Annotated in this window: 15 protein-coding genes and 1 pseudogene; 5 read left to right on the top strand and 11 right to left on the bottom strand. The window is 67.7% G+C overall.

Annotated elements, in window-relative coordinates; genetic code table 11:
* Positions 1-294: pseudogene (locus GORHZ_RS03010) on the top strand (DNA alkylation response protein); the annotation flags it as partial.
* A 96-nt stretch (positions 295-390) separates the two neighbouring features.
* Here GORHZ_RS03010 and GORHZ_RS03005 read toward each other — a convergent pair.
* Entirely contained in the window at positions 391-1,761 is a 1,371-nt protein-coding gene (locus GORHZ_RS03005) for an FAD-binding oxidoreductase (RefSeq protein WP_006330313.1), read from the bottom strand.
* Between the two features lie 164 nt (positions 1,762-1,925).
* On the opposite strand from GORHZ_RS03005, the gene GORHZ_RS03000 reads away from it, so the two are divergent.
* From GORHZ_RS03000 to GORHZ_RS02990, 3 genes are read left to right on the top strand one after another with little or no spacing between them, the layout of a single operon-like run.
* The gene (locus GORHZ_RS03000; protein ID WP_006330312.1) at positions 1,926-2,837 is read left to right on the top strand and encodes a dioxygenase family protein; all 912 of its coding nucleotides are present in this window, start codon (positions 1,926-1,928) and stop codon (positions 2,835-2,837) included.
* A 41-nt stretch (positions 2,838-2,878) separates the two neighbouring features.
* Positions 2,879-3,304: a nitroreductase family deazaflavin-dependent oxidoreductase gene (locus tag GORHZ_RS02995; protein WP_006330310.1), complete on the top strand. Its 426-nt coding sequence runs from the start codon at positions 2,879-2,881 to the stop codon at positions 3,302-3,304.
* 15 nt (positions 3,305-3,319) lie between these two features.
* Positions 3,320-4,306 (top strand): serine/threonine-protein kinase, encoded by a 987-nt coding sequence (locus tag GORHZ_RS02990; RefSeq protein ID WP_006330308.1) that lies wholly within the window; start codon positions 3,320-3,322, stop codon positions 4,304-4,306.
* 36 nt (positions 4,307-4,342) lie between these two features.
* Here the strand turns inward: GORHZ_RS02990 and GORHZ_RS02985 are convergent, their stop codons facing one another.
* Complete coding sequence (locus GORHZ_RS02985; RefSeq protein ID WP_006330306.1) at positions 4,343-5,509, bottom strand: amidohydrolase family protein; 1,167 nt, start codon at positions 5,507-5,509, stop codon at positions 4,343-4,345.
* Positions 5,510-5,629: 120 nt separating this feature from the next.
* Between GORHZ_RS02985 and GORHZ_RS02980 the strand changes: the two genes are divergently transcribed.
* Entirely contained in the window at positions 5,630-6,787 is a 1,158-nt protein-coding gene (locus GORHZ_RS02980; protein WP_006330304.1) for an FAD-binding oxidoreductase, read from the top strand.
* 9 nt (positions 6,788-6,796) lie between these two features.
* Here the strand turns inward: GORHZ_RS02980 and GORHZ_RS02975 are convergent, their stop codons facing one another.
* The 9 genes from GORHZ_RS02975 to GORHZ_RS02935 form a co-directional block, all read right to left on the bottom strand.
* Positions 6,797-7,900 carry a hypothetical protein gene (locus tag GORHZ_RS02975; RefSeq protein WP_006330303.1) on the bottom strand — a complete coding sequence of 368 codons (1,104 nt, stop codon included), beginning with the start codon at positions 7,898-7,900 and terminating at the stop codon, positions 6,797-6,799.
* A gap of 68 nt (positions 7,901-7,968) precedes the next feature.
* Entirely contained in the window at positions 7,969-8,367 is a 399-nt protein-coding gene (locus GORHZ_RS02970; RefSeq protein WP_373279552.1) for a heat shock protein transcriptional repressor HspR, read from the bottom strand.
* Complete coding sequence (dnaJ, locus tag GORHZ_RS02965) at positions 8,367-9,563, bottom strand: molecular chaperone DnaJ (protein ID WP_006330301.1); 1,197 nt, start codon at positions 9,561-9,563, stop codon at positions 8,367-8,369. Before dnaJ ends, GORHZ_RS02970 begins: the two co-directional genes overlap by 1 nt.
* Positions 9,564-9,689: 126 nt before the next feature.
* Positions 9,690-10,241, bottom strand: a complete 552-nt coding sequence (grpE, locus tag GORHZ_RS02960) for a nucleotide exchange factor GrpE (RefSeq protein WP_051998736.1) — start codon at positions 10,239-10,241, stop codon at positions 9,690-9,692.
* A gap of 89 nt (positions 10,242-10,330) precedes the next feature.
* A complete protein-coding gene (gene dnaK, locus GORHZ_RS02955) occupies positions 10,331-12,184 on the bottom strand; it encodes a molecular chaperone DnaK (RefSeq protein ID WP_006330299.1) in 1,854 nt (617 codons plus the stop codon).
* Between the two features lie 371 nt (positions 12,185-12,555).
* Complete coding sequence (locus tag GORHZ_RS02950; RefSeq protein ID WP_006330298.1) at positions 12,556-13,485, bottom strand: extracellular catalytic domain type 1 short-chain-length polyhydroxyalkanoate depolymerase; 930 nt, start codon at positions 13,483-13,485, stop codon at positions 12,556-12,558.
* Positions 13,486-13,601: 116 nt separating this feature from the next.
* Positions 13,602-13,958: a hypothetical protein gene (locus GORHZ_RS02945; protein WP_006330297.1), complete on the bottom strand. Its 357-nt coding sequence runs from the start codon at positions 13,956-13,958 to the stop codon at positions 13,602-13,604.
* A gap of 124 nt (positions 13,959-14,082) precedes the next feature.
* Positions 14,083-14,868, bottom strand: a complete 786-nt coding sequence (locus GORHZ_RS02940) for a hypothetical protein (RefSeq protein WP_006330296.1) — start codon at positions 14,866-14,868, stop codon at positions 14,083-14,085.
* 88 nt (positions 14,869-14,956) lie between these two features.
* Positions 14,957-17,216: hydantoinase B/oxoprolinase family protein (locus tag GORHZ_RS02935; RefSeq protein ID WP_006330288.1), on the bottom strand; the 2,260-nt coding region annotated here is incomplete at its 5' end.

The following is a 17,216-nucleotide window of genomic DNA, read 5'->3' as shown; positions in this document are numbered from 1 at the left end:
GACCACGAGGTTCATCTGGCCCGCGGTGCCAACCGAACACTCGACACACACCTCGATCGGCTGCGGGTGCACCTCGGTGAGCTCGTCCGGCTCGACCCGGCGTCGGCGCAGCGACGCGCGCGGTCGATCGTAGAGGCCATGGCTCTGGCACTGGAAGCGTCACTGCTGGTGCGGTTCTCACCCGCCGAGGTGTCGGATGCGTTCATCGCCGCACGGCTCGGTGACGACCGTGCGTTCGAGTACGGTGCACTGCCGGATGGCGCTGATCTGCAAGCGATCCTGGCTCGGCACTGACCGGACCCCGAGTTCTTCCCTCGGGTATTGCTACGTCCCCCGCGAGCAGACGGAGAGGAAAGCGATACCCGGGGGACGAGCCAACGGGAGTCGGGCCTACAGGATCACGCCGGGGTTGAGTAGTCCCTGCGGATCGAGGGCGTTCTTGATCAGCGCAGTGAGTTCCATGACGTCGGGACCGACCTGATTCGGCAGCCACGCCTTCTTCAGGCGGCCGACGCCGTGTTCGCCGGTGATGGTGCCGCCCAACGAGATCGCGAGATCCATGATCTGACCGAACGCGACTTGCGCGCGGGCGGCCTCGTCGGCGTTGTCGGGGTCGAAGACGATCAGCGGGTGGGTGTTGCCGTCGCCGGCGTGGGCGATCACCGAGATCATCACGTCGTTGTCGGCGGCGATGTCGGCGACACCACCGATGAGCGCGGGCAGTTGCGGCAGGGGTACCCCGACATCCTCGAGGAGCAGCGACCCGATCTTCTCCACGGCGGGGATGGCGGCGCGGCGGGCGGCGGTGAACGCCTCCCCTTCCTGCGGGTCGTCGGTGTCGAAGACGTCGGCGGCGCCGTGGGCCTCGAAGGCCTGCCGGATGATCGCCACCTCCGCGGCGCCCGCCGGGCCCGGCGCGTCGGACTGCGCGACGAGCAGCGCGCCCGCCTGCCGGTCCAAGCCCATGCGCAGCATGTCCTCGACCGCGTTGATGGACACCGAGTCCATGAACTCGAGCATCGCCGGTCGGATCTTCGAGGTGATCGCCAGCACCGCCTCGCTCGCGTCCGTCACCGACGCGAAGCTCCCGACTACGGTGCACGCCGGCGCCTGCGGCGGCAGCAGTCGCAACGTCACCTCGGTGATGATGCCGAGCAGACCTTCGCTCCCGACGAACAGCTTGGTCAGCGGAAGGCCCGCGGAATCCTTGAGTTGCTTCCCGCCGACGCGCACCGCCCGGCCGTCGGCGAGCACCACCTGCAGACCCAGTACGTAGTCGGTCGTCACGCCGTACTTCACGCAACACAGACCACCCGCATTGGTGGCGACGTTGCCGCCGATCGAGCAGATCTCAAACGACGACGGGTCGGGCGGATACCAGAGGTCGTGCGCGGCGGCGGCCGCCTTGACCTCCGCATTGAACAGCCCGGGCTGCACCACCGCGGTGCGCGTGGCGGTGTCGATGGTCAGCTCACGCATCTTCTCCGTCGAGATCGTCACCGCGCCGTCGACGGCGGTGGACCCGCCGGACAGGCTGGTGCCGGCACCTCGGGTGATCATCGGGACACGGTTCTCCGCGCACCAGCGCACCGCCGTCTGTACCTGCTCGGTCGTCGTCGGCCGGATCAACGCCAGCGGGGTCCCCGCGTCCGGGTCCTGTGCTCGGTCCTGGCGGTAGGCGGCGAGGATGTCGGGATCGGTCACCACCATGCCCGGCGGCAGAGCGGCGATCAGTGAGTCCAGGGCGACGACGGCGGCCATAACCACACCCTATGCTCCGGCGCTGTGGCGTCGACTCGCTCGGCTCATCCTCCCCGCGCCTTTCTCACGATGAGACTGTCGGCGACCTCCGGTTCACAGCGAATCCACAGTCGGACTGCAGGCCGCATGGGGCACGCGGTCCTAACGTGTCCCATATGTCTGAGATGCACGACCACGACCGCGGCCTCCACTTCGACCTGAAATCGCTGAGCCGACGCCGGGCGTTGATGCTGTTTGCCACCGGGGCCGTCGCCACGACCGCGGCGGCATGCGGCACCTCATCGTCGACGGACTCCGCGTCGTCGGCCACCGAATCGACGTCGGGAACCGCGGCCACCGGAACGTCGACGTCGGGAACCGCCGCCTGCGCGGCCGCCGCACCCGGCGAGACCGCCGGCCCCTACCCCGGTGACGGCAGCAACGGACCGAACGTCCTGATCGCGTCCGGCATCGTCCGCAGCGACATCCGCGCGAGTTTCGGCGACTATTCGGGCACGGCGCCGGGAGTCCCGGCGACACTCACCATGACCCTGCAGGATCTTGTCGACGGGTGCTCACCAGGCGAGGGCATGGCCGTCTACGTCTGGCACTGCGACGGCGAGGGCAACTACTCCCTCTACAGCCAGGCCACCGCCGACCAGAACTACCTGCGCGGTGTGCAGGTCGCCGACGCCGAGGGTGTCGTCCGGTTCACCACCGTCTTCCCCGCCTGCTACGCAGGACGCTGGCCACACATCCACTTCGAGGTGTTCGATTCCCTCGAGCAGGCGGTCGCCGGGTCCGACGCGCGGCTGACCTCTCAGATCGCCCTTCCCGAAGACGCCTGCAACGCGGTCTTCGACCACGACTCGGGGTACGCGCAGAGCGTGCAGAACATGACGCAGATCAGCCTGGCGTCGGACAACGTCTTCGGCGACGGCTGGGATGCCGAGCTGGCCACCGTCACCGGCACGCCCGCCGACGGCATGGACATCACCATCACCATCGGTGTCGCATCCGCGGCGGACAACCAGCAGAGCATGGGTGCACCTCCCGGAGGTCCGGGTGGTCCCGGCGGACCGCGCCCGGCCGGCTGAACCGGTGACGGCCGGTCGCGGCCACCGGCAGAATGAACAGCGTGAGTGACTTCAACGGCACGATCATCGACGAGTTCCGCTCGAACGGCGGGTTCGTCAAGACCGCCGGGTTCGGCGACAACCTCATCCTGCTGCACACCGTTGGCATCAAGTCGCGAGAGCCGCGGATCAACCCACTGTTCGCCCTGCCCGACGACGGGTCGTGGCTGGTGGTGGGCTCGGCAGCCGGCTCCCCGAAGACCCCGGCGTGGGTGCACAACCTGCGCGCGATGCCGGAGGTCGACCTCGAGGTACCCGTCGACGGGACCGTCGTCGGGCGCCGAGCGACGGTCCGCGAACTCTCCCCCGAGGAGCGGGATGCGGCGTGGCAGCGCTTCCTCGGCGTGTCCGACGGTTTCCGCAAGTACACCGAGACCGCGGAGGGCCGCCGGTTCCCGATCTTCCGGCTGACGCCGGTCGACCGATAGCCGACGGCGTCCGTCGTGAGCACCACGGGTCAGCGCGCCGCGCGGGTCCCGCGCGGCTACTCTGACGTGGTGTTCGGGGTGGGCGACGAGATCGACGACTTCACTGTCGACGAGTTCCTCGGCAGCGGCGCCAGCGCCGAGGTCTACCGGGTCCATCGCGGCGACGACCGGCGTTCGGTCGCGCTCAAGGTGCTGCGCACCGGGGTCGGTGATCCGCGCCGGGCTCGGGAACGCTTCGAGCGGGAGTTCACCATCGCGTCGCTGCTGCACCACCCGCACATCGTGGGCGTCTTCGCGCGCGGGGAGATCACCGACCCCGAGGTCCTCGGCGAGAACACCTCCACCACTGCCGTGCTGTGGACCGCGATGGAGTACATCGACGGCACTCCGGCATCCGCGCACGTCGCCCATCCCCCGGACGAACCCGACATACCGATCGTGCTCGCGATCGGTACCCAGATCGCAGAGGCCCTCGATTACGCGCACGGCTGCGAGGTACTCCACCGCGACGTGAAACCGGCGAACATCATGGTGTCCACCGGTCCCGGTGGCGTCCGTGCCGTGCTCACCGATTTCGGCATCGCACAGTTCCTCGACGACGCGCGACCGCTGGCCCGCAACGGCCGCGTGCAGGGGTCCATCGCTTATGCCGCCCCGGAACTGCTTACCGCACAGCATCTCTCACCGGCCACGGACCTGTATGCGTTGGCGGTCACCATGTTCGAGATGCTCACCGGGGAACCCCCGTTCCCTCGTGCGACGGCGTTTGCGATCTCCCACGCACACCTCTACGAGCAGGTACCACGGCTGACGGCCATCCGAGGTTGGCTGCCGTCGTCGTTGAACTCCGTCTTCGCCAAGGCTTTGGCCAAGGACCCCGCCGACCGCTACGACAACTGTGCCGAGTTCGTCGCCATCGTGGTCCGGGCACTGCGTGACGTCCCGGTGCCCGAGGCACCAGGATCTCGGCGGTGGCCCTGGCGTCGATCACGACACGACTGAGGTGGTCTCGATACGCGGGCTCCCTGCGCTCGGGCGCTACTCGACCAGCGATTCGGATCGACCAGCGGTCGGGGGCGGGTCGGCGATGCGGTACACGCGCAGTGCGTTCTCCCGGAAAGCCTTGCGCAACATGTAGTCCCCACGCGGTGCGAGGAGATCGATCAACGCTCCCACGACCATGTCGAGCGAGGTATTGGGTTTGTCGATCGGGAAATTGGACCCGAACATCACCCGGTCCGCGCCGAAGTGTCCGACAACGTGCTCCACGAGCGGACCGACCATCTCGGCCAGAGTCTCCCGGCTGCCGATGTTACCCCACCGTTCGCGCCCGTACCCCAGGACCGGCATCCCGAGGCCGGACAGTTTCACCACGACGTTCCGACACGTGGCGACGGTGGTCATCCGCTCCCGCCACAGCCGCAGGATGTCGGCGCGCGCGCTCGCACTGGCCCCGGTGCGGGCGCCGACGGGGCCGAAGACGCCGACCGGTGTCCCTATGTGGTCCACCACGATCGTCGACTCCGGATACTCGCGCGCCAACGTCACCACGTCGTAGAGCTGGTGGGAGTAGACGAACGCGTCGAAGACCAGCCCCCGCTCGGCAACCTCCGCGAACCCCTTGAGAAACGCGGGTGACGCGAGAATGCCGTCGGCGTCGCCACCGTTGCGCACCCGGGGATCGGGGTGACGGGTGGTCATCAACCGAATCCCCCGGAGCCGATCGTTGACCGCGGCATGCTCGTCGAGGAGATCCCCGAAACGCTCGGCCCGCGGATCGGCGTGCGCCACCACCGCCCCGAGTCGTGGTGCCTGTCCGATGCCGAACGGCAGACCGGTGACGTAGCGTGTCTCCTCCACTGCCGAGCGGCCCTCGGGGGTGTCGGCCGCACCCGCGGACTCGTCATTGCGCCAATGCGACTCCAGGTGCACGACGGTGTCGACTCCGACGCCGGCCACGGCAGGTATCGCGGCCGCGTCGGACACGTACTGCGGCGGTTCGTAGACGCGGGCGACCGTGTTCGGGGTGAGGACGTATTCCTTGTCCGATTGCGGGACGACCACGGGGAACACCCGATCCCCGAATGCCGGGACATAGCGGTAGAGCCGCGACAGGCGGTTGGCCGCCCACGGGGTACGCCGCGGGTTCCACTGGTGCAGATGGGCATCGACGATGCCCGGAATTACACCATCGAGCGTGCTCACGACACCGACATTGCCACATCCTCGGCGAACACGATATCGATTGACCGATCGCAAAGCGGAGCCGATCCACCGCTAAGCTTGCTCATGCGAAACCGGGGTTGACGTGGGAGGTGACCGGACGTGGCGAATCACTCGCGGCACACGCTCCATCATCTCCGTGAGCTGATCAATCGCGATCCGGACCGATTCGTCACGAATGTCTACACCCGTCTGTTCACGATCGATCCAGACCTGCGTGACCTGTTCCCGGCGGTCATGTCCGAACAGCGCGCCGCGTTCTTCCACGTCATCGACCATGTCCTCGAGGTCGTGCCGGCCGAGACCGGTCACGCCGAACTCATCGAGTTCCTCGCACAACTCGGCCGTGATCACCGCAAATACGGGGTACTGCCGGAGCACTATGGCCACATGTACCGCGCGCTGGTCGGCGAGTTCGCCGCGGTGCTGGGCTCCTACTGGGACGACGACGCAGCCCAGACCGTGTCCCAGGCGATGATGCTCACCACCGGCGTGATGCGAGGGGCCGCCGAGACGGCCTCGCTCCCGGCGTTGTGGACCGCGAAGGTCGTGCAGAAGTTCCGGATCACCCGGGATCTCGCCGTCATCAGGCTCGTCGCCGATACGAAACTGCGCTTCGCCGTCGGCCAGTACGTGGAGGTCGAGGTGCCGCAACGCCCCAAGGTGTGGCGCAACCTGTCTCCGGCGATCCCGCCGAATCCCGCCGGTGAACTGGAGTTCCATGTGCGGGCCGTCCCGGGCGGGTTGGTGAGCGCCGCCATCGTCGGGGAGACCCGGGTCGGTGACACCTGGTACTTCGCGCAGGGGCACGGCACCTTGCACATCGAACCGGAGCGTCCGGTGCTGATGGTCGCCGGCGGTACCGGTCTGGCCCCGCTACGGGCGCTGCTCATCGAGATGTCCAAGCGTGCCGACACCCCGGCCACGCACATCTTCTACGGCGTGCGCTACCCGGGTGAACTGTATGACCTGACGGTGTTGCGCCGCATCGCCGCGACCAACCCGTGGCTCACCATCACCGCGGTGTCCGAGGAGACCGACGATCCGTGGTGGATCACCTCGGTCGCCACTCCGGAGGCACTGGGCATCGACCACCGGATCGGCATACTGGCCGACGTGGTGGTGGCGGCCGGACCGTGGGAAGAACATCAGGTCCTGATCGCCGGATCGCCCGGCATGATCGAGACGACGCGACGCCGACTGCTCATCGCCGGCGTGCGCGCCAGCCGCATCCAGCACGACCCGTACGAGTCCCTGTGAGTCCGCGACTCAGGGAAAGGGCGGCGCAGTGCCACCGCTGGACACGGTCTCGGTGACCGTGACGGTCTCCGTCTCGGTCTGGGTCTCCGTCTGAGTCTCCGTCGCGGCGGCGGTCTCGGTCTGGGTCTCGGTGGCCGTGGTCGTGCGGGTGACCGTCTGACGATCCTGGGTCACCGTCGCGGTGACCTGGCGGGTCTCGGTGACCGCGTCGGCCTCGGTGGTCATGGTGATCGTGGACGGCGGCGCGGTTACCGTCGACGTCGGGATCTCGGCCTGCTGATCGGCCTCGACGCCGGCGAAGACCGCCGACGCGGCGATCGCGCCGACCAGCAGCGCGGCGGCGATCGCGGCACCGATCACCCACCACCGCCGATTCGACGAGCCGTGCGGAACCGGGGTCGGACGCAGTACAATGACCGCGGCCCCGGCCGCCGATGCGAGAGCCGGCTGCGCGGCGATGACGACGGGGCGGGCCAGCGCGTATTCCATGGCCGACGCCACGCCGGGCACCTCGGCGCCGGGTCCGGTGCACACCACCGCGGTGACCGATGCGCCGCCGGGCGCCGACGTCACGGCGTCCGCGACGATGCGGGCGTGCGTCGGGTCGGTGACCGGGCCAGGCGTGCCGAACGCGAACTCCGCGGTCCCGAGGACCTCACCAGTGGCCGAATCGAGGGTGACCACCGACGACCCCGGCGACGGGACCGCCGAACGGTCGAGGTCGAGGACCGCGACGATGCCGCGACCGCCGAGCTCGGTGGTCGCGACCTCGGCCAACGCCGACGGCAGGTCGGTGACCGCGACCTTGCTGTGCCAGGCCGGATGCGACGGGCCGGGTGCGAGCCGGGTCTGCAGGTAGTTCTGGGTGGCCGGGCGGGCGCAGGCGATGCCGATCCGGTCGATCTCGTAGGGCACCGACCCGACGAGTTCGCCGATCGCCGTCTCCGCGCCCTGCGCCGACGGATCGGGCAGGTCGACGAGGTTGGAAGCGATGATCTCACCGCCGGGCCCGCGCACCACCGACGCGATCTGATCCTCGACCACCGAGATACCCAGGACCGCGCTGCCCGAGGCGGAGTTGCTCGGCGAGCGGACGCTCGTCGTCTCGGCCATCTACTGCTGTCCTGTCTTCCCCGGTCGGTGTTCGACGACCCAGGGTATCGGGTCGGGATCAGCGACGATCAGTCGGCGTTGCGCTTACGCCGCGGCTGCCACACGACGAGCGCGCTCGTGCGCGGCACAGGGACGAGTTCACCACTCCGACGTTGCGCCGCGGCGTCGAGGTCGGCCTGCAGTTCCCGGACCCGCTGCTGGAGGGCATCGACCTGGTTGCTCAGGTCGATGATCCGCTTGATCCCGGCGAGGTTGACCCCCTCTTCCTGCGAGAGTCGCTGGATCTCGCGCAACAGCTCGACGTCGCGCGTCGAGTAACGGCGACCGCCCCCGCTGGTGCGCTGCGGGGTGACCAGACCGAGCCGGTCGTAGGTCCGCAGGGTTTGCGCGTGCATGCCCGCGAGTTCGGCGGCGACGGAGATCATGAACGTCGCCGCGCTCTCGGCGTCGTAGTTCCTCGACATCATCATCGCCCCCATCCCGCGCGCGGATCGAATCCGCCGGCCTTCTCGGCCTCGGCGTAGCGGCGCATCGCCTCCACGGCCGCGTCGTCGAGCTTCGACGGCACCGACACCTTGACCGTGACCAGCAGGTCACCGGCCCCACCGGACCGCTTGGGCACGCCGCGACCGCGCACCCGCAAGGTACGACCGTCGGCGGTGTTCGCCGGAATCTTCACCCCGACTGAACCGTCGAGCGTCGGCACGGACACCGTGGCACCGAGCACCAGCTCGGAGATACTCACCGGCAGCTGCACTTTCAGGTCGTTGCCACTGCGTGTGAACACCTTGTCGGCACTCACGTGCACGACGACGTACAGGTCGCCCGACGGCGCCCCGCGCCGCCCCGCCTCTCCCTGCCCGGCGAGCCGGATCCGTTGACCGTCCTCGACACCGGCCGGGATGCGGACGTTGATCGTGCGGGCCCGCACCTTCACGCCGGTCCCGTCGCAGTCGCTGCACGGGTCGTCGATGCGCGATCCGGTGCCCTGGCAGTCCTGGCACGGTTCGCTGAATCCGAACGCGCCCTGGTTGCGGCTGACGAATCCGGAACCGTTGCAGCTCGGGCAGACCCGCGGGCTGGTTCCCGGCTTCGCGCCGCTGCCATGGCATGAGGTGCAGGGCGACGGACTGGTCACCCGCAATGGCACGGTCGTGCCGACCGCCGCATCCCGGAAGGTGAGCGTGGTCTCGGTCTCGAGGTCGTTGCCGCGCTTGGGGCGCGTCGCCGTCGACCCGCGGGGCCCGCGGTTGAACAGGCCCTCGAAGAGGTCGCCGAAGCCACCACCCTCGGACCCGCCGCCACCACCGCCGAACAGGTCACCGATGTTGAAGTCGGCACCGCCGGACGTGGTGTAGTGCGTTCCCCCACCGCCGGGGAAGCCCCCGGGAAAGCCGTTGCCCCCGCCACGGAATCGCCCGCCGGCGAACATCGCGCGGGTCTCGTCGTATTCCTTGCGCTTGTCGGCGTCGGACAGCACGCTGTGGGCTTCGGACACCCGCTTGAAGCGCTCCTCGGCCGCCGCGTCTCCCGGGTTGGCGTCCGGGTGCAGCTCGCGCGCGAGCTTGCGATAGGCCTTCTTGATTTCTTCAGCCGAAGCGTCAGAAGCAACGCCCAGGTCCTTGTAGAAGTCGTGTTCGAGCCACTCTCGCTGTGGAGCCACCAGACGTCACCTCCTTCGATGTTTCATTGTCTGGATGTAGTTGTGGGCCGTACTGCTCTGCCCGGCGACGCGACGCGGACTCCTCGGTCGCAGTCGCATCGCCGGGCAGGCATGGTGGCGTGGCGCCTATTCTGCACCAGTTTCTTCGGTTTTCGGAGTCTCCGCCGGCACCGGGTCGGTGACGGTGACCATCGCGGTCCGGATCACCTTCTCGCCGAGGCGGTATCCGCTGCGGTAGACCGCACCGACGACCGGGTTGGCCCCGTCGCCGTCATGGTGGACGGCCTCGTGCAGTTCCGGATCGAACTCGTCTCCGGATTCACCGAACTTGGCCAGCCCCTCCCCGGTGAGGGTGGCACCGAGCTTGTCGGCCAGTACCTTCAGCGGCCCGCTCTCGAGGTCGCCGTGCTCGCGGGCGCGGTCGAGATCGTCGAGGATCGGGAGCAGCTTCTCGATCAGCACCTGCTTGCCGAAGGCGACCGATCCCTGCTTCTCCTCCGCGGCCCGTCGCTTGAAGTTGGCGAACTGGGCGCGTTCCCGTTGCAGGTCCGCGGTCAGCTCGGCCACCTTCTGCTCGGCGGCACTGGGTGCCTCCTCCGCCGGGGCGTGCCCCGCACCGGGGCGCACCTCTCCCGTCTCGGGATCGATGAGCCGCCGGTCGGTGACGGTGATCGGCATGTCGACCTCCCGCTCGACGTCGACCGCTTCGAGTTCGAGTTCGGGCTCGCTTGGCGCGCTCCCGGTGTCGTGTGAGGACTCGCTCTGGGTCACTTGTTGTCCCCCGAGCCGGCCGGCTCGTCGACGACCTCGGCGTCGACGACGTCGTTCTCACCCGCGGCAGCACCGTCGGGGCCCGAGCCGTTGGGCGACTCCGCAGCCGAGGCGGCGTAGATCGCCTGACCCATCTCCTGCGACTCCGCGGACAGCTTCTCGATCGCGCTCCTGATCGCGGCGATGTCGGTGCCCTTCAGCGCCTCGTTGGCCTCCGCGACCGTGGCGTTGACCTTGTCCTTGACCTCGCCGGGAACCTTGTCCTCGTTCTCCTTGAGGAACTTCTCGGTCTGGTGCACGAGCGACTCGGCCTGGTTGCGGGTCTCGGCCTCTTCGCGACGCTTGCGATCCTCTTCGGCGTGGGCCTCGGCGTCCTTGATCATCCGGTCGATCTCGTCCTTGCTCAGGCCCGAGCCCTCCTGGATGCGGATCGAGTTCTCCTTGCCGGTGCCCTTGTCCTTCGCGGTGACGTGCACGATGCCGTTGGCGTCGATGTCGAAGGTCACCTCGATCTGCGGGACACCCTGCGGAGCCGGGGCGATGCCACCGAGTTCGAAGGAGCCGAGCAGCTTGTTGTGCGAGGCGATCTCGCGCTCACCCTGATAGACCTGGATCTGCACCGACGGCTGGTTGTCCTCGGCGGTGGTGTAGGTCTCCGACCGCTTGGTCGGGATGGTGGTGTTGCGCTCGATCAGCTTGTGCATCACGCCGCCCTTGGTCTCGATGCCGAGGCTCAGCGGGGTGACGTCGAGCAGCAGCACGTCCTTGACCTCGCCGCGCAGCACGCCCGCCTGGAGGGCGGCGCCGACGGCGACGACCTCGTCCGGGTTCACGCCCTTGTTGGGCTCCTTGCCGCCGGTGAGTTCCTTCACCAAGTCGCTGACGGCCGGCATACGGGTCGAACCACCAACGAGCACAACGTGATCGATGTCGCCGACGGAGATGCCGGCGTCCTTGATGACCGCCTGGAACGGGGCGCGGGTCCGCTCGAGCAGATCCGAGGTGATCTTCTGGAACTCGCTGCGGGACAGCTGCTCATCGAGGAACAGCGGGTTCTTGTCCGCGTCGACGGTGATGTAGGGCAGGTTGATCGAGGTGCTCTGCGAGGCCGAGAGCTCGATCTTGGCCTTCTCGGCGGCCTCGCGCAGGCGCTGCATCGCCATCTTGTCCTTGGTCAGGTCGATGCCGCTGCTGGCCTTGAACTTGTCGCTGAGCCAGTCGACGATGCGCTGATCCCAGTCGTCACCACCGAGGTGGTTGTCACCGGAGGTGGCCCGGACCTCGACCACGCCGTCGCCGATCTCGAGCAGCGAGACGTCGAAGGTACCGCCACCGAGGTCGAAGACGAGGATGGTCTGTTCCTTCTCGCCCTTGTCGAGGCCGTAGGCGAGCGCCGCCGCGGTGGGCTCGTTGACGATGCGCAGCACGTTGAGGCCCGCGATCTGTCCGGCCTCCTTGGTGGCCTGACGCTGGGCGTCGTTGAAGTAGGCGGGAACGGTGATGACCGCGTCGGTGATGTCCTCACCGAGGTAGGACTCGGCGTCGCGCTTGAGCTTCATCAGCGTACGGGCGCTGATCTCCTGCGGGGTGTAGTTCTTGTCGTCGATATTGACGCTCCAGTCACCCTCGCCCATGTGGCGCTTGACCGAGCGGATGGTGCGGTCGACGTTCGTGACCGCCTGATTCTTCGCCGGCTGACCGACCAGTACCTCGCCGTTGCGCGCAAAAGCGACCACCGACGGGGTCGTCCGGGAGCCTTCGGCGTTGGCGATGACGGTCGATTCGCCGCCTTCGAGCACTGCGACCACCGAGTTGGTGGTGCCGAGGTCGATTCCAACTGCACGAGACATATGTCTTTTCCTCCTAGTTCATGGGTCTGCACCCAAGTACGTGCCCGGGTCCGCGTGGATCGCACGCGGACGCGGATGTCGTTCGAAACCCGCATCTGAAGGACCCGAACTTCAGCGCGTCCGACTCATGTCCTACTGAACTTGCGAGCCGGAGTCAACCTGGGTTGAGTCTACACGACTCAGGTTTCTCGCCGTGTTCAACTCGGAGGGGTTGTGGATTGTTCCCAATCCGACCGACTAAATTGAGCGTAGTACGCTCAACCAACGCCTGGGCGCCGGCCTGCGCACACACGCGCACCCAGCTGGTCAACGCGCACGTCGCGACGTGGGCACGAACGCGGCGAGTGCGCGTGTGCGGGGTGAGGGCCCGGTCAGCGGTGGTGGGCGGCGAAGAAATCCCAGATCACCGCGGTCGCGTCGAACGCCGTCGACGGTGCGTTACCCGGGCGCACCAGGTCCATGAGGGGCGATCGCGACGAACCCGGCCACTGATGCCCGGCTCCGTCGACCGTGATCAACTCGACCGTCCGACTTCCGGGACACCGGGCGACCGATGTGGTCACCACACCGGCTCGGCGAACAGACGGAGGAGCGCACGAGTCGATTCGGCGGAAGGTCGCGTTCACCGCGGGCACGGACGGGCCGTCGACGCGCGCGGTTCCCTTCAGGCTGTAGTAACGACCCGGTCCGCCACCGTAGGGCACCGATTGGTCATTCGTACCGTGGATGTGCAGCACCGAGATCGGATGTGCTCGGGAGCAATCGGTCAGGATCGTGCCCGCGACCGGGGCCGCCGCGGCGAACAGGTCGGTCTGGCAGGCGAGGCGGTAGGCCATCATCGCGCCGTTGGACATGCCGGTGACGTAGGCGCGGGACCGGTCGATCGGCGTCTGCGCGGCGACCTTGTCGACGACGGCGCGGATGAACGCCACGTCGTCGGCGTTGCTCTGCTGTGCGGGCCCGCAGCAGGTCCCCGCATTCCAGGAGCGCCCCACACCGTTGGGGAACACCGCGACGAAACGGCCACGGTCGGCCTGTGCATCCCAGTGGTAGCTGCGTTCGGCTTGCTTCCCGCTGCCGTATCCGCCGTGCAGGACGACGACGAGTGGTGCGGGGCGGGTAAGTCCGGCCGGGCGGTACATCTCGAAGGTCCGCGCCAAGGCACCCGCGCCGATCGTTCCGGTGGAGTGGCCTCCCACCGACGGGGCGGCGAGAACACCTCCCGGTGCGGCGGCGAGACACAACGCGACCACGCCGATGCCGGCGAGCAGGACCCGGATGCGTATCCGACCAGGTGTCATGCCTGCACGATCCGCCGAGCCCGGAGTATCCGCAACCGGCTGACCGGAGGTCTCATGGAATCCTTAATCCGCGTCGGCAGCGGCTCGCTGAGCGTCTTGCCGTCGTCGTCAGCCGGTCACACGGGCTCCGGCGGCAGCGCGTCACCCGGGAAGCCGCGGGCGGGATGCACGTCGAAGGTGAACACGCCGGCCATCACTCCGGGGTCCTCTTCCATCAGCGCAGTGGTGGTCTGCAGGTCGCGGTCGAAGATTCCGACGCCGCAGACGTCGGTGTCGTCGATGATCGGCAGGACCACCGACAACGCGCCGGCTGCGCGCAGCGCGAAGTTGCGCCGGCCGTGTTCCCAGATAACCGACTCCGCTTCGGCCGTGCCGTACTTCGGGCCCGCCCGCAGGATGACCACCGAGTACGGATTCGCGCTCGGCAACATCTCCTGCATCTGTGCGTCGGTGATCTCGGGTAGATCGGACATGATGGCTCCTCGTCGGGGCGCGCACGTGGATACGCGGGCAACGTACGCAACCACGATTATCAGCTCTTCGGAGCGTTGCGCGGGCCGATTCCCCGCAGCTCGGCGATGAACGGACGGCGCCTTCTCAGTTCAGTTGCCCGAGTTTGTCGAGCACCTCCTCGGGAGACGACGTGGGTGGGATGGCGGCCAAGATCAGGTCGCCGTCGGGTATGGGGGCACCACCGTTCCAGTACCCCGGCGGAAGGTCGGCGATGACGATCTCACCGGTCGTCTCGACCCGATCGGGATGCCGCATGGCCGCCGACCACCCGAGGTGGCCGATCACGTTGGTGATCGCGGTGTAATCGCGCAGCGACTCGTCGAGACCGTCGAGCGGCGTCGAGGCATCGAGCAGGATCAGGTCGACCGGCAGCGACCCGAGTTGCCCGAGCCATTCGGCGACGTACATCGACGCACTGTCGGCGCTGTCGAAGTCGATCTCGTCCAACGGGTTCCCGGCGACCGCATGCGCCCATCCCAGCCATGTTCCCGGAGACGGGAGGCCAAGCACGATACGGCGGCGGGTGGCGTCGGAGATCGTAATCACCGTCTTCGTGAACTCCTCGAGCAGACCCTCGTCACCGAGGAGTGTGCGCAGGGGGTAACCGATGCGGGCGCGTGCGCCCATGTCGTCGACGATCCGGGGCGCCGCGGCGAGCTGAGCCTGCTGCCAGCGCTGGACGTCGACCCACGCCGCATCCGGCCCCAGCAGCGACTGGACCTGCCCGTAATGGCCGGCGAGCGCGCCGAGATCGGTCCACGGGATCTGTGAGCCCTGCCGGATGACCGCGGTCGAGTAGTCGGTGTCGTCGATGATGACGGGTCGGCGGCGCCCGCTCGGCGGCGCAGAGGTGAGGGTGCTGATGGTCATGACATGTCCTTGAGGGTGAGCGGATTCGAGGTGCGGGCCGTCCGGGGGCGGGACCGACTCGGTCTCGCCCCCGGACGACCGGCGGATATCAGGAGCGTCGGTTGACGACGACTCCGTGGTCGCTCTCGAGTTCGGCAATGCGCTGCTCGAGAGCGGCGATCTTGACCTCCCGACGATCCGGGATGTTGATGATCGGCAGGTCGGCCAGCGGCGCGGTCACCCGTTGCGGACCGTCGATCGTGTAGACCGTCGCGGTCAGCTCATCGGTGTCCGAACCCCAGGACCCGTAGTAGGGCAGGTCTTTCGGCGGTTCCGGCGTGACGAACTCGGCACAGAACTCCGCGAACGGCTTACCACGCTCCAGGCGTGCCGCACGGGCGGCGGCGCGCGCCTGCTCGGTGCGTTCGGCGTCGAGACGGAATGTCTGCGGGTCGTAGTGCACCGCGAAGATGTCCTCGGCGACCTGCCGGCTGATCCGTCCGAGTTCGGCGTCGGCGACCACCGATTCCGGCAGCCGCTCCAACGGATCGCCGTAGCCACCGCCGGCGCCCTGACTGATCATGTAGAGCTCGCCGTCCTTCGCGAGGTCGAACTGCAGCCCCATGTGCGAGGTCTGATACCGCCCCTCGGCGAACGGCCGCTCGTTCATAATCTTCTCGATGGACAGATCGAACGTCGTGTTGTCACGGCGAAAGTGCTCGTAGACATTGGTGCCCTTGACCATCGCCAGCGGGTAGGTGCCACAGCCATAGCCGCCGAACATGCCGTAGATCGAGGAGAACTTGGCACCGGAGGTGACGGTCATGAAGCCCCACTCGGGGGTGCCCTCGGCGGCCACGATCATCTCGTAACCCATACCGCCGGTGAACTTCCCGAACCCCATGTTGTCGCGCACAAGCCGCTTGGAGACGAGCTGCATGAACGGCACCTCTTCCTCCATGACCTCCTGCTCGGCGGTGTCGGCCATCGCACAGAACAGCGGCGACACCGCATCCTCGCCGTCGCGGAACGGTTTCGCGCCGCCCGGCATCCCGTTCAGGTCGGCACACAGATTGCCCACCATGTCCCCGTGCTGGGTGACACCACCCCACAGGAACGTGTTGATCTGGTTGAACCAGTTGGCCACCACGTTGCTGTACTTGTGCGGCGTCGAGAACGACATGCGGCTGTAGAGCGCCTGCATCATGGAGAACCCGCGGAACGACGCCTGCAGGGACTGCCCCATCGGCGCGTCGTAGGAGGCGTCGGTCCAGGTGCCCTCGTCGGAGATGATCTCGATGCAGCTCATCGCCGCGGTGCAGCGCGGCAGGTCCGGCCACCAGAACGCCAGGATCGCCTGCATCATCATCGATTTCACCGAACACAGTGGCGAGTTGATGGCACGGTTGCGGATCTCGGGCCCCGATCCGCGCAGGTCCACGGTCATGTGATCGCCCTTGACGGTGACCTTGCACGCCACCTTGATCAGGATGTTCTCCTTGAGCGTGCTGTCCATGAACTGGTCGAATCGGTACGTGCCGTCGGGCAGTTCGGCGATGCGACGGCGCACCTCGACGTCGACGTCCTCGACGGTGGTCCGCAGTGCCGCCACGAAGGTGTCCACGCCGACCTCGTCGATGACGGTGTCGATGCGTTCCATGATCTTGCGGACCGCGGTGATCTTCACCTTCAGGTCCGCGAGTTGCAGTTTCGGGTCCCGGACCGAATGCTGCAGGAACGTCAGCAGGTCGCGCCGCAAGTGACCGCCCTCGACGATCTTGAAGGGGCTCATCCGCAGCCCGTCGTCGAATGCGGTTTCCGACCCCGACGGCATACCGCCGGGCTCGCACGCACCGTTCTCGCCCTCGTGGATGGTCGCCGCGACCCACGCGATGATCTCGCCGTCGCGCATGATCGGCATGATCATCGACTGGTCGGTGTTGTGCACGTTGCCGAATCGGGCGTCGTTGTGAATGAACCCGTCTCCCTCGTGGATTCCCACGGTGGGCTCATCCTTCCAGTACTTCATGATGTACCGGATCGGGTGATGCAGGATGGCGCTGAACGCGATCACACCGTGGCACGAGAGGTAGGAGACGTCACCGGCCGCGGTGTAGATCGCGGTGGTCAGGTCACCCCATTTCGCACCGGGAGCCGCGCCCTGCGCCTCACACATCTCATAGCCCTCGTCGAGAGCGCCGGCGATACGTTTGCGGATGCGTTCGACCTCGAGTCGGTCGACACCGACCGCTATCGCGACCTCCTCGTGGTCACTGCGTTCGGAGATGCTGTGACTCCGCATGATCTCGCGGTCCGGCCCCAGGAACAGGGTCGTCTCGTCCATGAACTTGTCCACCCACTGCTGTTCC

Origin of the sequence: Gordonia rhizosphera NBRC 16068 (assembly GCF_000298195.1) — a bacterium.
GTDB lineage: Bacteria > Actinomycetota > Actinomycetes > Mycobacteriales > Mycobacteriaceae > Gordonia > Gordonia rhizosphera.
This window is presented reverse-complemented; position numbering and strand designations above follow the sequence as displayed.

Bases quoted from the DNA above. Each gene is read 5' to 3' on its own strand.
- GORHZ_RS02940 (WP_006330296.1), bottom strand. From the start codon at position 14,868: ATGACCATCAGCACCCTCACCTCTGCGCCGCCGAGCGGGCGCCGCCGA.
- GORHZ_RS02945 (WP_006330297.1), bottom strand. From the start codon at position 13,958: ATGTCCGATCTACCCGAGATCACCGACGCACAGATGCAGGAGATGTTG.
- GORHZ_RS02970 (WP_373279552.1), bottom strand. From the start codon at position 8,367: ATGATGTCGAGGAACTACGACGCCGAGAGCGCGGCGACGTTCATGATC.
- GORHZ_RS02975 (WP_006330303.1), bottom strand. From the start codon at position 7,900: ATGGCCGAGACGACGAGCGTCCGCTCGCCGAGCAACTCCGCCTCGGGC.
- grpE (WP_051998736.1), bottom strand. From the start codon at position 10,241: ATGCCGATCACCGTCACCGACCGGCGGCTCATCGATCCCGAGACGGGA.
- GORHZ_RS03005 (WP_006330313.1), bottom strand. From the start codon at position 1,761: ATGGCCGCCGTCGTCGCCCTGGACTCACTGATCGCCGCTCTGCCGCCG.
- GORHZ_RS02950 (WP_006330298.1), bottom strand. From the start codon at position 13,485: ATGACACCTGGTCGGATACGCATCCGGGTCCTGCTCGCCGGCATCGGC.
- GORHZ_RS03000 (WP_006330312.1), top strand. From the start codon at position 1,926: ATGCACGACCACGACCGCGGCCTCCACTTCGACCTGAAATCGCTGAGC.
- dnaK (WP_006330299.1), bottom strand. From the start codon at position 12,184: ATGTCTCGTGCAGTTGGAATCGACCTCGGCACCACCAACTCGGTGGTC.